The sequence below is a fragment of the Tianxiuia mixotrophica genome, assembly GCF_050596425.1.
Classification (GTDB): Bacteria; Bacillota; Clostridia; order Peptostreptococcales; family Acidaminobacteraceae.
The window spans coordinates 3,371,246-3,388,026 of record NZ_CP192292.1; the positions used below are offsets into that span (position 1 = coordinate 3,371,246).

Here is a 16,781-nt window from a genome sequence, read left to right on the forward strand (position 1 = left end):
CCCATTCTATTAGATACTACTATTACAGTTATTTTTTACCATATTTTTTCTAATATTCACCACAGAAAGGACTTCATTTTAATGCAGAATTTATTCAATGAACTAAAAAGTTTTGATGGGCGTTTCAGTCGTTCTCAATACTGGGGTTATTCAATCGGAATAAGTGTTTTTTCAAATGTCTCGATCAGACTTTTAGATCTAATTCAAAATCCTATTCTAGGTATTGTATTAATATTAGCTATAGTAATTCCAAGTGCTTATTTTAGTATTTGCGTTCAAATTAAAAGGGCGCACGATCTTGGTAAATCTGGACATTTTGTTTGGCTTACGCTCATTCCAATTGTAAATTTATATCCTGGTATTCTCTTTGGATTCTTTAAAGGTGAAGGCGGAACCAACTCATATGGAACTGATCCGCTACAGTCATATTAAAAACAATCCTATATATTGTGAAATTTCATATGAGATACTGACACATAACACAGTATTGCTATTAACTTAGCGATACTGTGTTTTCACATTTTATCTAATTTCGAATTGTTACGTAACGTTCCCACGTTTCATGGTCGTTTAATCTACTATTTCAACACTTTCAGCATGATCAAAGTCTTTCAATGCGCAACCTTCTTAAACTTCATCACCACTAGGCGAATGGCGGGACACATAGGTGTTAGGGGATGCAATTACGATTATCCATAAACATATAATATAAGAGAATTAACCATTATGACCAATATATAACACACTATCTCAAAAATACTATCAGATGATGTAACCTCAGAACCTTTTGATTTTGATGGAAACAATTTCTTAATTATGAACAAGTTTGTGTACTGTCTGGCATTCATTACATTAAGCGGATTGTTAATTGGCCCCACATTAGTAATTTTTAATAACAATGCCCCAATCATAATTGCTGTCCATAAAAATGCATATAATGCCACTTTGGTATTCCTAAAAAGTATCAAGTAAACCACTAGCTCCACAACTAAAATATAAACAGTTGGCATCAAACCCCGTATCAAATATTTCAATTTTCACCTCCGAATAGTTTAGAAATTGTTTTACTTAAGGTTCCCATGGTTCAAGATCGTTCCCCACTTTATATATACTCTTCTATATTTTAACATTCAAAAGTTAATAAAACACGCCCCATTTTGTATAACACAGGGCGTGTTAGGAATTGACATGCTATGTGATGACTTTGTCGTTTTATCTCATTATCAAGCCCAATTCAAAAACTACTTTTTTGAGTAAATAATTTTTTTTATAGTATTTACGGACAAGTAATATTTTTCAGATAGTGAATCAATATCACAGTCTTCAGAGTACTCTTTACGTATTTTATTATTTCTACTTGTTAGTTCCTCTCTAATGCCTGATTTGACTCCCCAACCTTTTTTTGAACTTGTTGTGTTTGGAATATATATGTACTCGCCTTGAATATACTTTTGGATTTCCTTCATAAGCTCTTTTGGCAACACCTTATCTGCGCTTTTATAACTCATGATCTATACACCAGCATAGTATGCTCTAAATTCTTCAATACTTGAAAATTCTAGGATTTCAACATTTTTTTCAGTAAGCAATCTTCTCAATTTTGTATCAAATTCAAGAACCTTTTCTTTCAACATACTTAAGTCATTTTGATTATCCATAATATCCACTTCTAACAAGTCTTCAATTGCATTCTTATAATCTGAATAGGAGGACCTTGCATTATACCAAACACCATTCTCTGCTTTAGATATAAATTGTGCTGTTTCATCTTGGATCGTAGCAGCTCTAAAAAACGCTGTGTAATAATCGTTATTATCACATGCATTGATTACTTTTCTTATTACAGATTTCAATTCCTCATAGTAACCTATGAACAGTGTCTCATAAGGTTCTTTCTGCGAATTGGATTTTAATTCATCATTTATTAGTATACGTAAATTTGAAATGAGTCTTTCACAATCATTACCCAGCTTATCAATATCTGTTGATTTCATTAATGAATCAACTAAGTACTTATAATCATTCGGCTGTTTTTCAAGCGTGAATGATTCTTGTATAGCTTTACCAATACCCTTTTTATAGTAAGTACCATTCAAGTATCCAACAGCAAGCATTACATTCGATATTAACTTACTGGCTTCAATTTTCAAATCGCTTATTGTACCATTACTTTGTTGCACACTAAACAAATTTGTACAGGCTTCCGCCAAATAATCCTGACTTTTTGACAACATGTAATCGATATTTTCATTAGAGAATAATTGCTCAAGTCTCTCTTTAAGAAAAAAATACTTTTCTTTCTCTTCTGGGCTAGAAGCATAAAGTACTTTAGACTTTGTAATTACTGAAGTTAGTGGTTGATCTAATGATACTATTCTCGCAATTCTATCCCAAGAAATTGGAAAAAGATCAATACCAATTCCATCTACTATAAACTGTATGCTTAATGCATTACTTTTCTCTGTTTTTGGTATATAGAAAAAATCAATATCCGAATTTTCTGTCGCTTCATCAGTAGCATATGAACCGTAATATGCAAATATCGCTACATCATTCGAATAATTTTTTTCAATTTTATCCTTGATTATCTCAGTAATCTTCATTAAATCCATCATTTACTGTTCCTCCCCACCAATACACTTTTGCTTGCCTATAACTAGTGTAGAACATACTGATTAGCTTGAATATGCATAGAACTCGTCTGACTTATTTTATATAATTACTTTTATTGAGTATACAAAATTTTCCCGGTAACATCCTCATGGTTCAGATCGTTCCCCCCAATATCCAATGCCCCCATCTATTTCATAACATCAAATTCGCTAATAGCATTAACTTCGTCACCACTAGGCGAATGGCGGGACCCAGCTCTGTTAGATGCCTTCTTTTCAAGATTCAGTAACTTAGCTCTAATAGTTCCTTCAGACCGTCAAGATTAACTATTTGAATTTTGGTTTTATATGGTTCAAGTATTTCTTGTAAGGCTGAATAATTGTCTTCATAGCCTCGACTCCATGCATACATACTTTGTAACATTTTAACTGTTGGCATATAATTGCAACATTCAAAACCATATCTCTGCTTAACCCATCGTTTTAATATCCTGTCTTCTCTAACATGAGCTGGTGTATTTAACAATAAAATTATATCTACTTTTTCAAGTAAAACATTATAGTCTTCTCGGTAGACGCCCTCTACAATCCAACTTTGAGTTTTATAAATTCGATCCAGAACTCTATTTATCTGAGTCTTAGTTCTTCTAACGTCCCCAGTATTTCGTCGAATCCATACTAAATTATCCAACTCATATTGATAACAATTCATTAATTTAGATAACTTAGTGGCAAGAGTTGTTTTTCCACTTGCAACTGAACCAAGTATCCATATTTTTTTATACTCCATTACTAAAGATAAATCCACTTTGAAACCACCTATCGATTGATTATACTGAATTCCATATGTATATCGTCTGGGTCTTGTTCAAACAATGTTGGCTGTATTTCCATAGCATAAACGCACCCTAGTTTCTTGTATGCGATCTGGCTTTCTTCTGATGAACTTGCTACAATATATAAATTCTCAACACTCAATTCTTCAGCATATTCAATACAATACTCGAATAATTTCCTTCCGATACCCCATCCACGATGTTTATATGATACGTGCAATTCTGTTAGCTGAATGTATTGTTTCTTACTTCCGAATTTTAATCCACCACAACCAGCAAAACCGATTAGTTTTTCATTCTCAAATGCTCCAAATAAGATACCTTCTGATTCCAGGATGTCTTTAAATGTCTTGTTAACCTTCTGAATTTTCTTTTCCTCACTCCAGTTTTCTATGTGTGCATTGAACTTCAATACAAACTCTCCGTCAACTTTAACCCAATCATTTTTGACTTCTTGGTAACGTTCAAAATCTTTCAGAAATTCATCATGTAACTCATCTTCATTGATACTTCTATATGTAATATTCAAATTTACTCCTTATATCAAGAAATTTCTTGTGTACGCAATTATCAATCCCACCTTTATTCATTACAATAGATGAGGTAACAATAATTCCTTGAAAATATGACAGTTTACGTTCCTACAATTCCCGATGGCCCCATCTCCATGCTAAATACTAACTAATTTACTACTATTTATCAGTATAATGAAAACTAAATTATACATAAAACGGGTCATGTTTTGGAATTGACATGTTAGGCAATGCTATTTTGAACGTGTATATTAGTTTCAAGTAGGTATATAACCTTCAAGTATCCACTTATATAATACAACTGGACTTACTACACATTTCAGCCCATCATCAGCAAAAGAAATTCCATTATTTTTGATATATATTCGAGCTTCATCAATATTATTTACTTTATTTATTGCAATAGTACTGGAATAAAGACTTTCTTCTGCTTCCTCACCAAATACTTCTATATACACTCTTGTAATAAATGAAGCGTGTGGATTATTAGGATCATTATTTTCAAATATTTCATCTATTAATATGTAATGATGAATATCACTGTTAACACTTTTATCAAACTGTATAAAACATTTATTAACATCATCATGATCAACATTTGGTATTGTAATATCTCCAACACTTATTAAACTAGCAATTAATAAAGCTGTATATATTAGTTGATTCATCATAATTATCATCCATTCTTTCAATGAGAAATAGTTTTTCTTATCATTCCCACGGTTCAAGATCGATCCCCACTATTTCTATACTATTCAATTTTTTAACATACTAAACTTGATTAAAATTCTTCAATTCTTATGTACCTCTGTCAAGAAAATGGACAGTTCCTTTATGGAATTAAGCTGCCGTTTTCATGGCAGCATAGTATGCATTTTCATATGCTTGTTGCGTCTTGAAACCCAAGGTTCCATGAATGCGCCTTCTATTGTAGAAACCTTCGATATATTTGAATAGCGTGAAATTCAAAGACTGTATAGCTATGGGTGTATTTCTATAAATACATTCGCGCTTTAATACACTGTGAAATGACTCAATGCAAGCATTGTCATAACAATTGCCTTTGACACTGAAACTGATTTTGAACTTATGCTTTTGGAGTATCGATAAATAGTCATTCGAAGTGTATTGACTTCTACGATCCGAGTAATGAATAACACCCTCTGGATAACATTGATTCGCTAAAGGATTGTTGAGAGCTCGTTTGACTAAACTGACGCCCTTGTTCCTATCAAAAGAATAACCGATGATTTTTCTGCTGTATAAATCCATGACACTGGCAAGATAAACCCATTTCTGCTTCTTTGTCCAAATATATGTTATATCAGTGACCCAAGCGACATTTGGTGCTGGAACACAAAAGTTTTGCTTGAGGATATTTTCATAAGGTAAATTTCGTTTTGGCTTACTCTGAGGCCTGAACTTTTTAACGACAGTCAAGCAAGTTCCAAGCTCTCTCATATATTTACCGACCGTTCTTTTGGCAATTATATAGCCTTTATCATGTAGTTGTTCAGTAATTTTGGGAGCACCATAGATGGAATCACTCTCTACAAAGATCATCATGATTTCCTGCTTGAGTTTTTTCTTGTGTGCAGATCGTGCAGAGGGCTTTCGCTCAAGCCATTCATAATACTTACTCCTGGAAACCTTCATGACTCTGACCAACTTTGCCACCGAATGATTCTTGGTTTCGGATTTGATGAAGGCACACTTTACTTCTGGTTCTTTGCAAAGTAGGTCGCCGCCTTTTTTAGGATTTCATGCTCCTCTTCCAGAGCAGAATATCTACGTTTAAGTGCCTTGAGTTCTTCGCTTAAATCTTGCTCGCTCTTTGGCGTCACCTCAAGTTCACGATGTTTTTTTAACCAGTTGTTGATCGTATTTGGATGAAGATCGAATTCTTCAGCAACCTCCGCTTGGCTTTTGCCATCTTCGAGTATCATCTTTACTACATTTGCTTTGAAGTCACTTGTAAATCGTCGTCTTTTTTTCATCGTGGACAGTTTCCTAAAGTCATGTTTTATATCACTTTAGGAAACTGTCCACTGTCTATGCTAGCATCAGTCTCCAGTTAGCACATTACACGAACCACGTAGATGTCATGCTGATTACTGGGACACCCTCGTGTTATATGTTCTTCTAACGTTTTCTAATCACATTTTCATTTCCTAAAAAAAATCTTATCAACATCATTTGAATCAATTTTGTCAAAGCCTGTTAAACCAACTACCTCGTGAGAAATTCTAATAATTAGATAAATACATAGAGGCCCTAGCAAAATGTAAATTCCATAATAGAAAGCTATTCTTAAATCAAACATTTTTGGAAAATACAATTTAGCACCTGCCAAGTATACAGTTGTCAAAATTATTAAACCACGTATATCAGAACGGCGAAAATTCAACTTGCTCAGTTTATTCTTAAAATCTAACATTATGTTTCTCCTATATCTAAGTTGGAAGTTTCATATAACGTTCCCATGGTTCAAGCTCGTGTGCATTATATTGCAATACTTATAGCTATTTCACAGCCGTAAAATTCGGAATAACCTCAGAGTCAGCTCCCACCAGGCGAATGGCGGGACACCGCTGTGTTAGGCGATGCTGTTACATATGTATTTCCTGACTAATATTTGTTATATGAACTCAAACTATTCATTCTTATGTAGTTTAGCTCTTCAAATGAAAATACTCCATGCTTGTATAAATTCATATATTCGTCTGATACTGTCGCATTAAATATTGTCAAATCGTCTGTGTTTATTGTTACAGCTACCCCGGCATCAAATAATTTTCTTATTGGATGCGTTGAATAGCTTTTTGCTCTTTTCAACATAATATTACTCATCGGGCAAATGTTTAAAATGATCTTATTATTTCGCAAGTAGTCCATACATTCTTTCGAGTTTACAGCCGCTATTCCATGGTGAACTTCGTCTAATTCAAGTAAATCAACTGCATTTTCCACATCCTCGGCAGTTCCGAATTCTCCAACATGTACTTTCAAAAGCATTTTTTTCGTTCTTGCATACTTATATAAATCTACATATTGGTTCAAACTTGCCCCTTGTTCATTCCCACAAATATCCAATGACTTGAAATAGTCATATGTGATTATATCTTTTACTTCTGCAATTTCATTCTCAGATATTTCCGACCTCAATAGAGTCAATTCAGGTATGAACTCTGATTCTGGTATGTATCTACACTTATACTCATTGATGATTTTAGAGAAATTTTCAATTCCTTGCAGTGCATTTATATCTCTCATTGCAAAGCTTAGTGCTAGCTTATTAATACTATCTCTTTCTGCTTGTTTGAACGAAGCTTCTACTCTTTCTAAAAATCCTTCAACACCTGGAGCTATTCTAGTTTTCACGTTCATTTCAAACCACTCTTGCATTTCATTTAGTGATTCAAATGGTTTGGTTCGTGGAGATATGTCCATTGATAGATCTTCAATTTTCCCCCCTCTTCCAGCATGATTATGTAAATCCGATTTTGGAATCTGCTCTAATATCGATCTATCTTGATTTTCTAGTCCTTGATAGAACTTCATGTCTATTTCAGTTCTTTTCATTTTTTCCACCTTTGCGATAGTTACTTTAATGACTACTTTAACCTGATGTATCAGTTTTGCATAACGTTCCCACAGTTCACGCTCGTTCGCTCCAATCTTCACAATATTTGTAGATATCGGGAATATTCTAAAAGCATAGTTCAAAGCTAAACTTTTATTCACTCGGCGCATGGCGGGCACCGCTGTGTTATGTGGTTTGAAAATACAGTTCTATTTAGGAATGTATGTAAACACCATTCCTTTTCGTAACTTCATAAATGCTTTATAGGGTTGATATGTCATAATACCGACTAATACACCTGCAAAACAATACATTAATGGTACTACTATGAGATGAAGTAAAAGTATATTTATGATCTCAAGTCCAACACTCACGAAGTTAGGCATACCCAATATTAACCCAACCACTCCATACAACACACCTATTATCATTGATATAACTCCACTTATTTCAACATAACTATTAAATGCTATGTACTTAATTTCTATCTTATTCATTTACTCTCCTTCTACTCATTTCTCTAGTCTTTTCATTCCGCATACCGTTCCCACGGTTCAAGATCGTTCGCCCACTTATTGCAACTTGTTCAACGTCGTATAAACACTTCACCACTGAACACTCACAAACTCGATCTCCAACGGGCGAATGGCGGGACACCGCTGTGTTTATATTTCGATTAGCGCCGTTTTATTAAACGCTAATTTTATACTTATTCACTAACCCCTGATTAGGCCACTCAATTTTTCCTATGTATTTCATACCAATACTTAGCAGAACACGTTCTGATCCTTTGTTATTCGGATGTACCGCGGCTACAATCTTTGATGAGATATTCTTTAGTCCATATTCAAGAACTGCTTTTGCATACCCTTTGCCCCAATACTCTTTAGAAAATCCATATAGGATTTCAGTTCCACTTAATGTTTCACAGTGCTTAAGCCCACAGTAACCTATGCACTGATTCGATTCTTTAAGTGCAACCGAAAACACCTTAACTTCACTATTCTCAAATTCTGCACATCTTTGCTTATGTTGTTCATATGCTTCTGTTTTACTAAACTTTGAAACACCACCGGTGTACTCTACCACCGAAGGATCATTTTTCATTTTCCAAATCGTTTCAAAATCCTCAACTTCAGGTGAACGAATAATTACTCTACCTGTCGTGATTACTACTGACATATAATCCTCCTCGTTCATCAACATTAGCTAGGTGATAATTGATATATAACGTTCCCATGGGTAGTGTCAAATATTGTGCGCAAAAACCATCAGAACTCCGTAAGGTTTATGCAGCTTTAAGTTTTTCCTCGTAGATCAGGGTAATGACTTTTGAGTCTATATAGCACCTTCCAGTTGACCAGTCTTCACTGTACTCGATCATGTAGGAAGTGACTAAGCGTATGTATGAATCAAGCGAAGGAAAGATTCCAACTACTTTGGTTCTTCTGTGGATCTCACGATTCAGACGCTCGATCATGTTTGTTGAAGCGATCTTTCTTGAGTCGATCTGCTCAAAATTAAAGAACTGAAGTGAGTCTTCGAGACCTTCTTCTAACGTCTTGATCGCTTCTGGATACTTGCTTTCATAATCATCCATAAAGATATAAGCATACCTTTTAGCACTTTCAAAATCAGGCTGAAGCCAGATTTGCTTTAGCTTTGCACCGAAGGATTTTTTCTGTTTGGCTGGTACATGTGCCATGATATTTCTCATGAAATGAACCTTGCAGCGTTGCCAAGACGATCCCAGAAATGACTTTCGAGCTGCGCTAACTAAACCTTTATGAGCATCTGAAACGACTAGCCAGACACGTTCAATACCTCGTGCCTTCAGCTTATCAAACAAAGTTGTATAGCTGGCTTCAGATTCCTCATACATCGGCTCAACAGCCAAGATATCACGAGTCCCATCAAGTTTAACGCCACAAACAACATGTACAGCCATGTTTCTGACATGACCATTATCTCGGATCTTTTCATACAGAGCATCCACCCAAAGAACAGGATACTCCACATCGAGATCACGATTTCGAAACTCTTCGACTTGTTCATTCAGCTCTTTTGTGATGTTGCTTACGTGACCTTTTGAAATCGAATCGATACCAAGACTTTTGGCAAGCTTCTCAATTTTTCTTGTCGAAACACCGTTGACGAATGCTTCCTGAATGACGTTCATTAAAGCGGCTTCGGAACGCTTTCGTTCTGTCACAAAGAATGGAATATAACCGCCTTTTCGTGGTTTTGGAACCATGAGATACATAGTTCCCATACGAGTATCAAAGCGTCTTGGACGGTATCCTGCTCGATATCCGTTCCGTGAACCTGAACGCTCTGATTTATCTGCTCCCAGCTGACTTGAGAGTTCAGCCTCCATCATTTGCTCGCAAAGCCATTTAAGCATTTCGAGCATTTCGAGCATTTCGAGCATGGGATCTTCTTCAGTAACAAACTTCAGTAGCATTTTCTTAAAAGGTAAGGTAGAATTTTGGTAAGCCACCTCATATCAACTCCTATTCAGGTTTTCTCGACAATTACCTTTTCGGAGTTTCCGATGGCTTTTCCTTTATTTATTTTTGCGCACTTTATTTTACGTTATCGTTCCCATGGTTCAAGATCGTTCCCCACTTTATATATACTCTTCTATATTTTAACATTTTAAATGTAATAAAACACGCCCCATTTTGTATAATTCTGGGGCGTGTTGGGAATTGACATGTTAGCTGTTGTTCATTTTTGATTTCAAGTACATTATTTTTGTACCAACCTTGATTTTGCTCTTTCGATAGCTTTATGAAGTTTTGCCTCTAGAACATCTTTTGGTGGCATCTGAGTTAAATACTGAGCTACATGAATTCCACTTTGATCTAGCTCTAATAACTCGACTGTTTCATGTGATTTCTCAGCGCATAAAATGATTCCGATAGGTGATTCCTCACCCTGATTTTTCTCGTATTTATCTAGCCACCTCAAATAAAGTTCAACCTGACCTTTATATTCTGGCTTAAACTCTCCAAGTTTTAACTCAATTAATACTAATCGTCTAAGCTTTCGATGATAAAAGAGTAAATCAATATAATAATCTTTATCGCCAATTGTAATTCTTACTTGCCGTCCTACAAATGTAAAATCACGACCAAATTCCAGCATAAAATTTTCTAACTCAGCTAAAATTGCATTTTCTAAATCTTTTTCACTATATGTATCTTTCAACTCAAGAAAATCTAGAACATATGGATCTCTGAAAAATAAATCCGTACTCATTTCTTTATCGTCAATTAAAACTTTTAAGTCATTTGCTATAGTCTCTTCCGGCTTTTTGACAGACTAGTTCTCTCATATAACATTGAACTAATTCTATCTTTTAGTGTTCTAACACTCCATCGTTCATTCATTGTCATAGAGATGTAGAACTCTATCTTCAATGGATCCTCAATTTTTAGTAGTTCAATATTGTCCTGCTATAGTTAAGTTGTAACACCGTGAGCGAGTTTGATGATATAATTCAAACTTGAAAAGGGGTTATGATTATGAAAAAACCAAAGAATGATCCAGTTCTTCGAGAGAAGATCATCCGTCTGCATCTAGAAGAAGGTCGGACTATAAAAAGCTTAACAGCTGAATACAACTTAGGTAGTGGTACACTTAGATACTGGCTTGATAAACACCGTAAAGAATGCGAAACAGATCCAAGACTTAAGAATGAAACTGATCAAATGAAAGGGATTAGACGCCTTAAGAAAGAACTTGCTGAAGCAAAAAAGGAGAATGACTTCTTAAAAAAGGCAGCAGCATTCTTTGCGAAGGAAATCGACTAAAAAAGTATGAGTTTATCAAGAAATACCATCTAGCATATGGCGTAAACTGGTTGCTAGATAAACTGGGATTACATCCTAACCACTACTACAACTACCTTAAAGATCGAAAAGCAACTTATAAGAAGCAAAAGAAGAATTTACAGCAGGAAATCAAGAATTTATACCACCAGCATAATGGCACACTCGGCTATCGTATGATCTGTGATTTACTTCTCAGAAAAGGCGTCGAGTGCTCTTATGGTACAGTTTATGCCTATATGCGTGAAATGGGAATAAAAGCAATAACAAGGCGCAAGAAGCAGCCTTATAGAAAAGGGTATATCCATCATATCTTCGAAAACATACTTAATCAGAATTTTAGTTGTAAAAATCGAAACCAAGTCTGGTGTTCAGATTTTACATACTTAACACTTAAGAACGGTGCAAAAGGGTATAATTGCAGCATTATTGATCTATATGACCGAAGCATTGTTTCGAGCTTAAACAGTAAATGGATTGATTCAAATCTTGCTATTGAAACGCTTAAAATCGCTCTGTCATCAAACAACATTGATGACAATCTTATCTTTCATAGCGATCAAGGGTCGCAGTTCGCTTCAAGAGACTTCATTAATTATTGTAAGGATAATGGCATTACTCAAAGCATGAGCAGGGCTGGAAATCCCTATGATAATGCACCTATGGAACGTTTCTACAATACGATGAAAACAGAGTTCATTTATCAGTACACCTTCGAAAATGATGCTGATCTCAACCAAGGTGTTTATGAGTATATTTTTGACTGGTATAACCACAGAAGACCACATTCTTTCAATGGAGGCCTTACACCATTTGAGGCGAGGTATTCAGACTAGCACATGGTATTACAATTTTACTTGACCAGAACATCAGATATAGAAATAATATAGGTGTCAGCAAAACTTGAAGCCTGACATATATAAGTCAATAAAAGATTCCTTGTTCCCTAGCATAAACACAGGATTCAAAGTATGGGGCAATCCAACTTTTACGCGAAAACATACAAACTACTCTAGCTTCTGATAAGTAATCTCAGATCGTGAATTTCAATTATTATAAAATGATCCAAACGATTAAGTACATTGGAAACACTAAGTTAGACACTGTCTTATAACGTTCCCACGGTTCACGCTCGTTCGCCCTAGCTATTTCAATACTTTCAGTGTCGTACAAACATTTCACTGCGGAACATTCCAAAACCCAGTAACCAGAAGGCGAATGGCGGGACACCGCTGTGTTAGGCATTGTTCAAAACAACTCTTCTATTCACTGATTTCGTAGTTACTTTAACTTGATTTGATCGAGTATGAGTATAAAAACATTAAAAATACGAATAAAGATATAACACCTCTATAATCCATTTTGATTGTCGTTTTTAGTCCTTCTTCCTCTATGGAACGTGTGGTATCAATAATAGTTTTCACTAAGAAATAGCCGAATACCAAACCTGATAAAACACAAAACACTCTTAGCAAAACAAGCTGAAATATCGCACCTACAACAATCCCAATTACAGATACCCCAAGGACAACAGCCACTGCTAACATAGCAGCAAAAGCACGACCACTATATGTTAATGCATTACGCGAGAAGAAATCCTTCATAGTTAATTTGAGGATATGAATCCTACTAGAACCTGAGTATTCCTTTCTCTTTGTTGAGTATATTCTTATCATGGTAATAAACATATACATTATGAGAAATAATATGTAACTTATTACTCCTATTTTTGCTTGGCTTTCATTCAATTTAATACTCCTCAACTAGTATTACTAACTTCATGGCTGACATTCATTCCCTCATTTATTATAAAACTTTCGTTTCATCAATACACTCTCAGTATGAGCTAAGAAAATCGTTCTAAACATGATAGATTTGAAAATAATACTGCTTTTTTGACTAACTAGATCTATTAAAACTTACTTCTTAGAAAATCATAAACTCCTAAATATTTATCTAGTTGATCAACCAAGTTGTCGCTATATGTTCCAATACAGATTTCATGTTGTGGATATTTCTCATGTATTTCTTCAATGTAGTCAACAAACTCAGTATAAATCCAAAATACATCTTCCCATTCAATTTCAAAATACAACTCTTCAAGTAACTCATTTTTATTAAGCGGATTATACCTGTTTCTTAAGATTAAACTTTTGTTACTATGAGATACTTTCATGTAATAACCACCACACCCGAAGTTACCACATTCACATGTAAATAATGCTATTTTTCCTTCTGATAATACTGCGTCATACCAGCCATCAATATCGACAATGTATGGTAATTCAATATTTTCCAAAGTCAACTTCATATTGATTGAAATCAAGGATTCACTTGCGGGTGATTCCTCATAATTTGGTACTATCGACCAACTTTTCATGTTAACCTACCTCATAATGCGACTGTTTTAGGCTATTCATTATTTAACCGTTGTTTTGAATTGTGCCTAACGTTCCCACGACTTCCGACGTTCCCGATCCAAGTTACGAAAAGATACTTATTAGAACCCAAAACTTCTCGACCAGTTGCAACTAATAAGAACCACGGGAATGTTGCGAAGTCGCTGTGTTAGGCGATGAACATTTGGTATCTTACACGCAGACAGTATATTCTTATTTTCACTCGTTTAAGCCACATCTAATATCTCTTATAATTTTAAAGACCAAATTCTCACGTTTTGCCCAGCCCGGTTTGTCTGGATGATTTTCAATGTATTTTTCGTTTAATTCTATCGCTTTGTTTATGTTAACCCATTTAGGGATGAATCCTAATTCTGCTTCGTAAACGTCAAGTTCCTGAGCTTCTTTTTCGCCAATTACATCACATTCATAATAATGTGACGTCATTTCAAATACCCTGTTCTTATCAAAATCGTCAAGTTTCTTCTCTTTTACTATTCCAATTTTACGAGTACCACCTAGTTTGCAATAACCCGTTTCTTCCTTCACTTCTCTTTCTAACGCTTTTTCAAAGTCTTCTTCATTTTTTACTCCACCACCAGGTAACTTGTAATCACCTCTATTGCTCGATAGAAGTAGAATTTCCTGATTCCTCATAATGATCGCTCTTACTGCTACACGCTCCATCTTTGGTAGATTCAGTTCCTCTTGAAAACCAATATGAATGTCAAATTCTAAAGACATAAATTTCCCCCATTTTCTTTCTCGTATACTTCATTATATTTCAAAAACTATCTTCCAAATGTTTTTCGCCTAACGTTCCCATGGTTCAAGATCGTTCCCCACTTTTTCTATACTCTTCTATATTTTAACATAAGAGACCAATTAAAAATTCCCCAATTCGTATAATACGAGGGGAATGTCTGGAACCACTGTGTTAGATGGCGTTGCCTGAATGATGTGTTAAAGTATAATAAGCCACTAAACTCATTTAGTGAGTTATCGAATTACATTCAGATACCTAGCACGTATATTTCTTGGACACTTCTCAGCGGAATATTACCACTTCTTATTTAATGTGATGCACCAAGTCTAAAACACTTTCATTCAAGGAAACCAACCCCCATAGTAAATATGGAGCTGTGTACGAAAGTCACAAATATTTGGCACTGTAAAATTCTAAACTTACTTCAGCCGTTCAAATTTAAAAGTATTATCTGTACCTTCACAACCAGGATTGTTCAAACTGAATTCAGCGCTACTTTTGAGTGTTCTCTACGATGACCAGTGCTTGCTCTCTTTTCGTATGAGGCGATTTTCGATTTCAAGTTGCATATTGAAAACTAGTCATTTAGTGAAAGGTATAAGGCCAAAAACTTAATAGTATAATGTCATAACTGGCCAAAACTCTTACATACAAATAGCCAAATTCTGACGGAGGCCGAAGTCAACAGGAATCCTAATTTAGAGACCTCACAGCCCCAGATGCAATTTGAAGGACGAAAACCGTGGAGCCCTCATTCTATATTAATGAGTACGATGAACTCATATGCCAACTTAGTTCGTTGCAAGCACTTACTTATTAAGTGAAATACAGTCAGATAAACATTACTCTCTCAACGTATTCAAAGCGCTGATTTTAGTTTGAAAGGGTTCTTGTCAACGGAAATTGTAACACTTAGTGATAGGTCAATAACCTATGCAGCATAACGAGCATAAAATGGCGGTAGTCCATTATTATATGTATGAGGTCTACGATAGTTATACCAATCGTAAATATAATCATCGACTGCCACATCAAGTTCTTTTTCTGTGTAAAAATGGAATACGTTTATGAGTTCTAGCTTAAAGGTTCCGTAAAAGCGTTCCATAACTGCATTGTCACCTGGACAGCCGGCACGACTCATACTCTGCTGGATTTTAAGGGATTCACAGTGTTTGCTAAAGGCTTTTGAACAAAACTGCGAGCCTTGGTCGCTATGAAGGATCAAGCCATCTGGAATGGCATTGTTTTTAACTGCAATGTTAAGTGTATCAATTGCTAATTGCGCATCAATGCGATGACTATTTAGACTAGCTACGACTTTTCGATCATACAGATCAATGACACTACAGTTGTAACGGAACGCTCCATCAACAAGTTTCATGTATGTAAAATCAGTACACCATTTTGTATTTGGAAGATCAGCTCTAAAATCACGATTGATAAGATTTTCAAACACCTTATGCTGTTCACCACGAACATAAGGTTTCTTCTTTCTCCGTATGGTCGCTTTCAAACCGAGTTCGTCCATGTATTTATAAACTGTAGCATCACAAATGATGTATCCAGCCATTCTTAAAAGGTTGCCAATCATGCGGTAGCCAACAGTGCCATTATGCTCATGAAAGCAAGCTTTGATTTCGGATTTTAGATGTTCTACGTGTTCGTGATGCTTATGTTTTCGATGCTTGAGATAATTGTAATAGGCATTAGGGGTGAGTTGAAACTTTCTCAGTAACCAACGTACTCCAAACTCCTTTTGGTGACATTGGATGAATTTGTACTTTACTCGTCGATTTCCTTCGCGAAGAATGCTGCCGCCTTTTTTAAGAAACGGTTCTCCTTTTCTAGTTCGGCAAGCTTTTTACGTAGCTCTTTGACTTCATTATAGGATTCATCTTTTTGCTGGAGTTCAGGACTAACATTGCATTCTTCACGGTGTTTCTTCAACCAAAACCTTAATGTGCCACTGCCTAGTTTGTATTCTTTCGTAAGGCTTTTTATAGTTCTTCCATCTTCAAGATGAAGACGGATTATTTTGTCTTTCAATTGTGGGTCATATCTTTTTGCTGACATGTAACTTCACTCCTTTGTTTGATTTTAACATCAAACCTATCCCGTGGTGTTACAATTTCAGTTTAGCAGTTCCAAGAACAAGCCACTAATGCAAAACTCAATAGCCCCTCCCCATTCGAAGGCGTTAATATACAGCCTATACC

22 protein-coding genes are annotated in these 16,781 nt (G+C 35.3%); 2 read left to right on the top strand and 20 right to left on the bottom strand.

Translation table 11 applies throughout. The annotated features are described in order from the left end of the window. Nucleotides 1-81: 81 nt before the first annotated feature. On the top strand, nt 82-432 hold the full coding sequence (locus tag ACQ4KW_RS14925; RefSeq protein WP_430883286.1) for a DUF805 domain-containing protein: 351 nt from the start codon (nt 82-84) through the stop codon (nt 430-432). A 257-nt stretch (nt 433-689) separates the two neighbouring features. Here ACQ4KW_RS14925 and ACQ4KW_RS14930 read toward each other — a convergent pair whose 3' ends face one another. From ACQ4KW_RS14930 to ACQ4KW_RS15000, 15 genes are all read right to left on the bottom strand, one after another. Next, nucleotides 690-1,034, bottom strand: a complete 345-nt coding sequence (locus tag ACQ4KW_RS14930) for a hypothetical protein (protein ID WP_430883287.1) — start codon at nt 1,032-1,034, stop codon at nt 690-692. Nucleotides 1,035-1,241: 207 nt separating this feature from the next. After that, complete coding sequence (locus ACQ4KW_RS14935) at nt 1,242-1,508, bottom strand: CD3324 family protein (protein WP_430883288.1); 267 nt, start codon at nt 1,506-1,508, stop codon at nt 1,242-1,244. 3 nt (nt 1,509-1,511) lie between these two features. After that, complete coding sequence (locus tag ACQ4KW_RS14940) at nt 1,512-2,615, bottom strand: nucleotidyltransferase domain-containing protein (protein ID WP_430883289.1); 1,104 nt, start codon at nt 2,613-2,615, stop codon at nt 1,512-1,514. 280 nt (nt 2,616-2,895) lie between these two features. Further along, a complete protein-coding gene (locus ACQ4KW_RS14945) occupies nt 2,896-3,420 on the bottom strand; it encodes a hypothetical protein (RefSeq protein WP_430883290.1) in 525 nt (174 codons plus the stop codon). An 11-nt stretch (nt 3,421-3,431) separates the two neighbouring features. Continuing rightward, nucleotides 3,432-3,977: a GNAT family N-acetyltransferase gene (locus ACQ4KW_RS14950; protein ID WP_430883291.1), complete on the bottom strand. Its 546-nt coding sequence runs from the start codon at nt 3,975-3,977 to the stop codon at nt 3,432-3,434. A gap of 261 nt (nt 3,978-4,238) precedes the next feature. Next, on the bottom strand, nt 4,239-4,652 hold the full coding sequence (locus tag ACQ4KW_RS14955; protein ID WP_430883292.1) for a hypothetical protein: 414 nt from the start codon (nt 4,650-4,652) through the stop codon (nt 4,239-4,241). A 169-nt stretch (nt 4,653-4,821) separates the two neighbouring features. Beyond that, nucleotides 4,822-5,685: an IS3 family transposase gene (locus ACQ4KW_RS14960; RefSeq protein WP_430886583.1), complete on the bottom strand. Its 864-nt coding sequence runs from the start codon at nt 5,683-5,685 to the stop codon at nt 4,822-4,824. A gap of 11 nt (nt 5,686-5,696) precedes the next feature. Beyond that, nucleotides 5,697-5,978 carry a transposase gene (locus ACQ4KW_RS14965; protein WP_430883293.1) on the bottom strand — a complete coding sequence of 94 codons (282 nt, stop codon included), beginning with the start codon at nt 5,976-5,978 and terminating at the stop codon, nt 5,697-5,699. A gap of 167 nt (nt 5,979-6,145) precedes the next feature. Further along, entirely contained in the window at nt 6,146-6,418 is a 273-nt protein-coding gene (locus tag ACQ4KW_RS14970; RefSeq protein WP_430883294.1) for a hypothetical protein, read from the bottom strand. Between the two features lie 191 nt (nt 6,419-6,609). After that, nucleotides 6,610-7,563, bottom strand: a complete 954-nt coding sequence (locus ACQ4KW_RS14975; RefSeq protein WP_430883295.1) for an adenosine deaminase — start codon at nt 7,561-7,563, stop codon at nt 6,610-6,612. 210 nt (nt 7,564-7,773) lie between these two features. Further along, complete coding sequence (locus tag ACQ4KW_RS14980) at nt 7,774-8,061, bottom strand: hypothetical protein (protein WP_430883296.1); 288 nt, start codon at nt 8,059-8,061, stop codon at nt 7,774-7,776. 193 nt (nt 8,062-8,254) lie between these two features. Further along, the gene (locus ACQ4KW_RS14985) at nt 8,255-8,746 is read right to left on the bottom strand and encodes a GNAT family N-acetyltransferase (RefSeq protein ID WP_430883297.1); all 492 of its coding nucleotides are present in this window, start codon (nt 8,744-8,746) and stop codon (nt 8,255-8,257) included. A 106-nt stretch (nt 8,747-8,852) separates the two neighbouring features. Beyond that, complete coding sequence (locus ACQ4KW_RS14990; RefSeq protein ID WP_430883298.1) at nt 8,853-10,064, bottom strand: IS256 family transposase; 1,212 nt, start codon at nt 10,062-10,064, stop codon at nt 8,853-8,855. Between the two features lie 251 nt (nt 10,065-10,315). Then, nucleotides 10,316-10,828, bottom strand: a complete 513-nt coding sequence (locus ACQ4KW_RS14995) for a PDDEXK nuclease domain-containing protein (RefSeq protein ID WP_430883299.1) — start codon at nt 10,826-10,828, stop codon at nt 10,316-10,318. 35 nt (nt 10,829-10,863) lie between these two features. Further along, on the bottom strand, nt 10,864-10,965 hold the full coding sequence (locus tag ACQ4KW_RS15000) for a hypothetical protein (protein ID WP_430883300.1): 102 nt from the start codon (nt 10,963-10,965) through the stop codon (nt 10,864-10,866). Nucleotides 10,966-11,088: 123 nt separating this feature from the next. On the opposite strand from ACQ4KW_RS15000, the gene ACQ4KW_RS15005 reads away from it, so the two are divergent. Next, a protein-coding gene (locus ACQ4KW_RS15005; protein WP_430883301.1) for an IS3 family transposase occupies nt 11,089-12,236 on the top strand; the annotation gives its coding sequence in 2 pieces (ribosomal slippage) (nt 11,089-11,350 and nt 11,350-12,236; 1,149 coding nt in all). Between the two features lie 450 nt (nt 12,237-12,686). Here the strand turns inward: ACQ4KW_RS15005 and ACQ4KW_RS15010 are convergent. From ACQ4KW_RS15010 to ACQ4KW_RS15030, 5 genes are all read right to left on the bottom strand, one after another. Then, nucleotides 12,687-13,088, bottom strand: coding sequence for a hypothetical protein (locus ACQ4KW_RS15010; RefSeq protein WP_430882453.1), 402 nt, complete (start codon nt 13,086-13,088; stop codon nt 12,687-12,689). A gap of 224 nt (nt 13,089-13,312) precedes the next feature. Further along, entirely contained in the window at nt 13,313-13,780 is a 468-nt protein-coding gene (locus ACQ4KW_RS15015) for a hypothetical protein (RefSeq protein WP_430882452.1), read from the bottom strand. A gap of 238 nt (nt 13,781-14,018) precedes the next feature. Then, the gene (locus ACQ4KW_RS15020; RefSeq protein ID WP_430883302.1) at nt 14,019-14,543 is read right to left on the bottom strand and encodes an NUDIX hydrolase; all 525 of its coding nucleotides are present in this window, start codon (nt 14,541-14,543) and stop codon (nt 14,019-14,021) included. A gap of 953 nt (nt 14,544-15,496) precedes the next feature. After that, nucleotides 15,497-16,375, bottom strand: coding sequence for an IS3 family transposase (locus ACQ4KW_RS15025; protein ID WP_430886584.1), 879 nt, complete (start codon nt 16,373-16,375; stop codon nt 15,497-15,499). After that, entirely contained in the window at nt 16,348-16,638 is a 291-nt protein-coding gene (locus ACQ4KW_RS15030; RefSeq protein ID WP_430883303.1) for a transposase, read from the bottom strand. The genes ACQ4KW_RS15025 and ACQ4KW_RS15030 overlap by 28 nt, the downstream gene beginning before the upstream one ends. Nucleotides 16,639-16,781: the final 143 nt, after the last annotated feature.

What these genes read in the sequence shown, in the direction of transcription:
- ACQ4KW_RS14965 (WP_430883293.1), bottom strand. Translation starts at nt 5,978, where the DNA reads ATGAAAAAAAGACGACGATTTACAAGTGACTTCAAAGCAAATGTAGTA.
- ACQ4KW_RS14970 (WP_430883294.1), bottom strand. Translation starts at nt 6,418, where the DNA reads ATGTTAGATTTTAAGAATAAACTGAGCAAGTTGAATTTTCGCCGTTCT.
- ACQ4KW_RS15030 (WP_430883303.1), bottom strand. Translation starts at nt 16,638, where the DNA reads ATGTCAGCAAAAAGATATGACCCACAATTGAAAGACAAAATAATCCGT.
- ACQ4KW_RS15015 (WP_430882452.1), bottom strand. Translation starts at nt 13,780, where the DNA reads ATGAAAAGTTGGTCGATAGTACCAAATTATGAGGAATCACCCGCAAGT.
- ACQ4KW_RS14925 (WP_430883286.1), top strand. Translation starts at nt 82, where the DNA reads ATGCAGAATTTATTCAATGAACTAAAAAGTTTTGATGGGCGTTTCAGT.
- ACQ4KW_RS14975 (WP_430883295.1), bottom strand. Translation starts at nt 7,563, where the DNA reads ATGAAAAGAACTGAAATAGACATGAAGTTCTATCAAGGACTAGAAAAT.
- ACQ4KW_RS15020 (WP_430883302.1), bottom strand. Translation starts at nt 14,543, where the DNA reads ATGTCTTTAGAATTTGACATTCATATTGGTTTTCAAGAGGAACTGAAT.
- ACQ4KW_RS14985 (WP_430883297.1), bottom strand. Translation starts at nt 8,746, where the DNA reads ATGTCAGTAGTAATCACGACAGGTAGAGTAATTATTCGTTCACCTGAA.
- ACQ4KW_RS14935 (WP_430883288.1), bottom strand. Translation starts at nt 1,508, where the DNA reads ATGAGTTATAAAAGCGCAGATAAGGTGTTGCCAAAAGAGCTTATGAAG.
- ACQ4KW_RS15010 (WP_430882453.1), bottom strand. Translation starts at nt 13,088, where the DNA reads ATGTTTATTACCATGATAAGAATATACTCAACAAAGAGAAAGGAATAC.
- ACQ4KW_RS14955 (WP_430883292.1), bottom strand. Translation starts at nt 4,652, where the DNA reads ATGATGAATCAACTAATATATACAGCTTTATTAATTGCTAGTTTAATA.
- ACQ4KW_RS14980 (WP_430883296.1), bottom strand. Translation starts at nt 8,061, where the DNA reads ATGAATAAGATAGAAATTAAGTACATAGCATTTAATAGTTATGTTGAA.
- ACQ4KW_RS15000 (WP_430883300.1), bottom strand. Translation starts at nt 10,965, where the DNA reads ATGACAATGAATGAACGATGGAGTGTTAGAACACTAAAAGATAGAATT.
- ACQ4KW_RS14940 (WP_430883289.1), bottom strand. Translation starts at nt 2,615, where the DNA reads ATGATGGATTTAATGAAGATTACTGAGATAATCAAGGATAAAATTGAA.
- ACQ4KW_RS14995 (WP_430883299.1), bottom strand. Translation starts at nt 10,828, where the DNA reads ATGAGTACGGATTTATTTTTCAGAGATCCATATGTTCTAGATTTTCTT.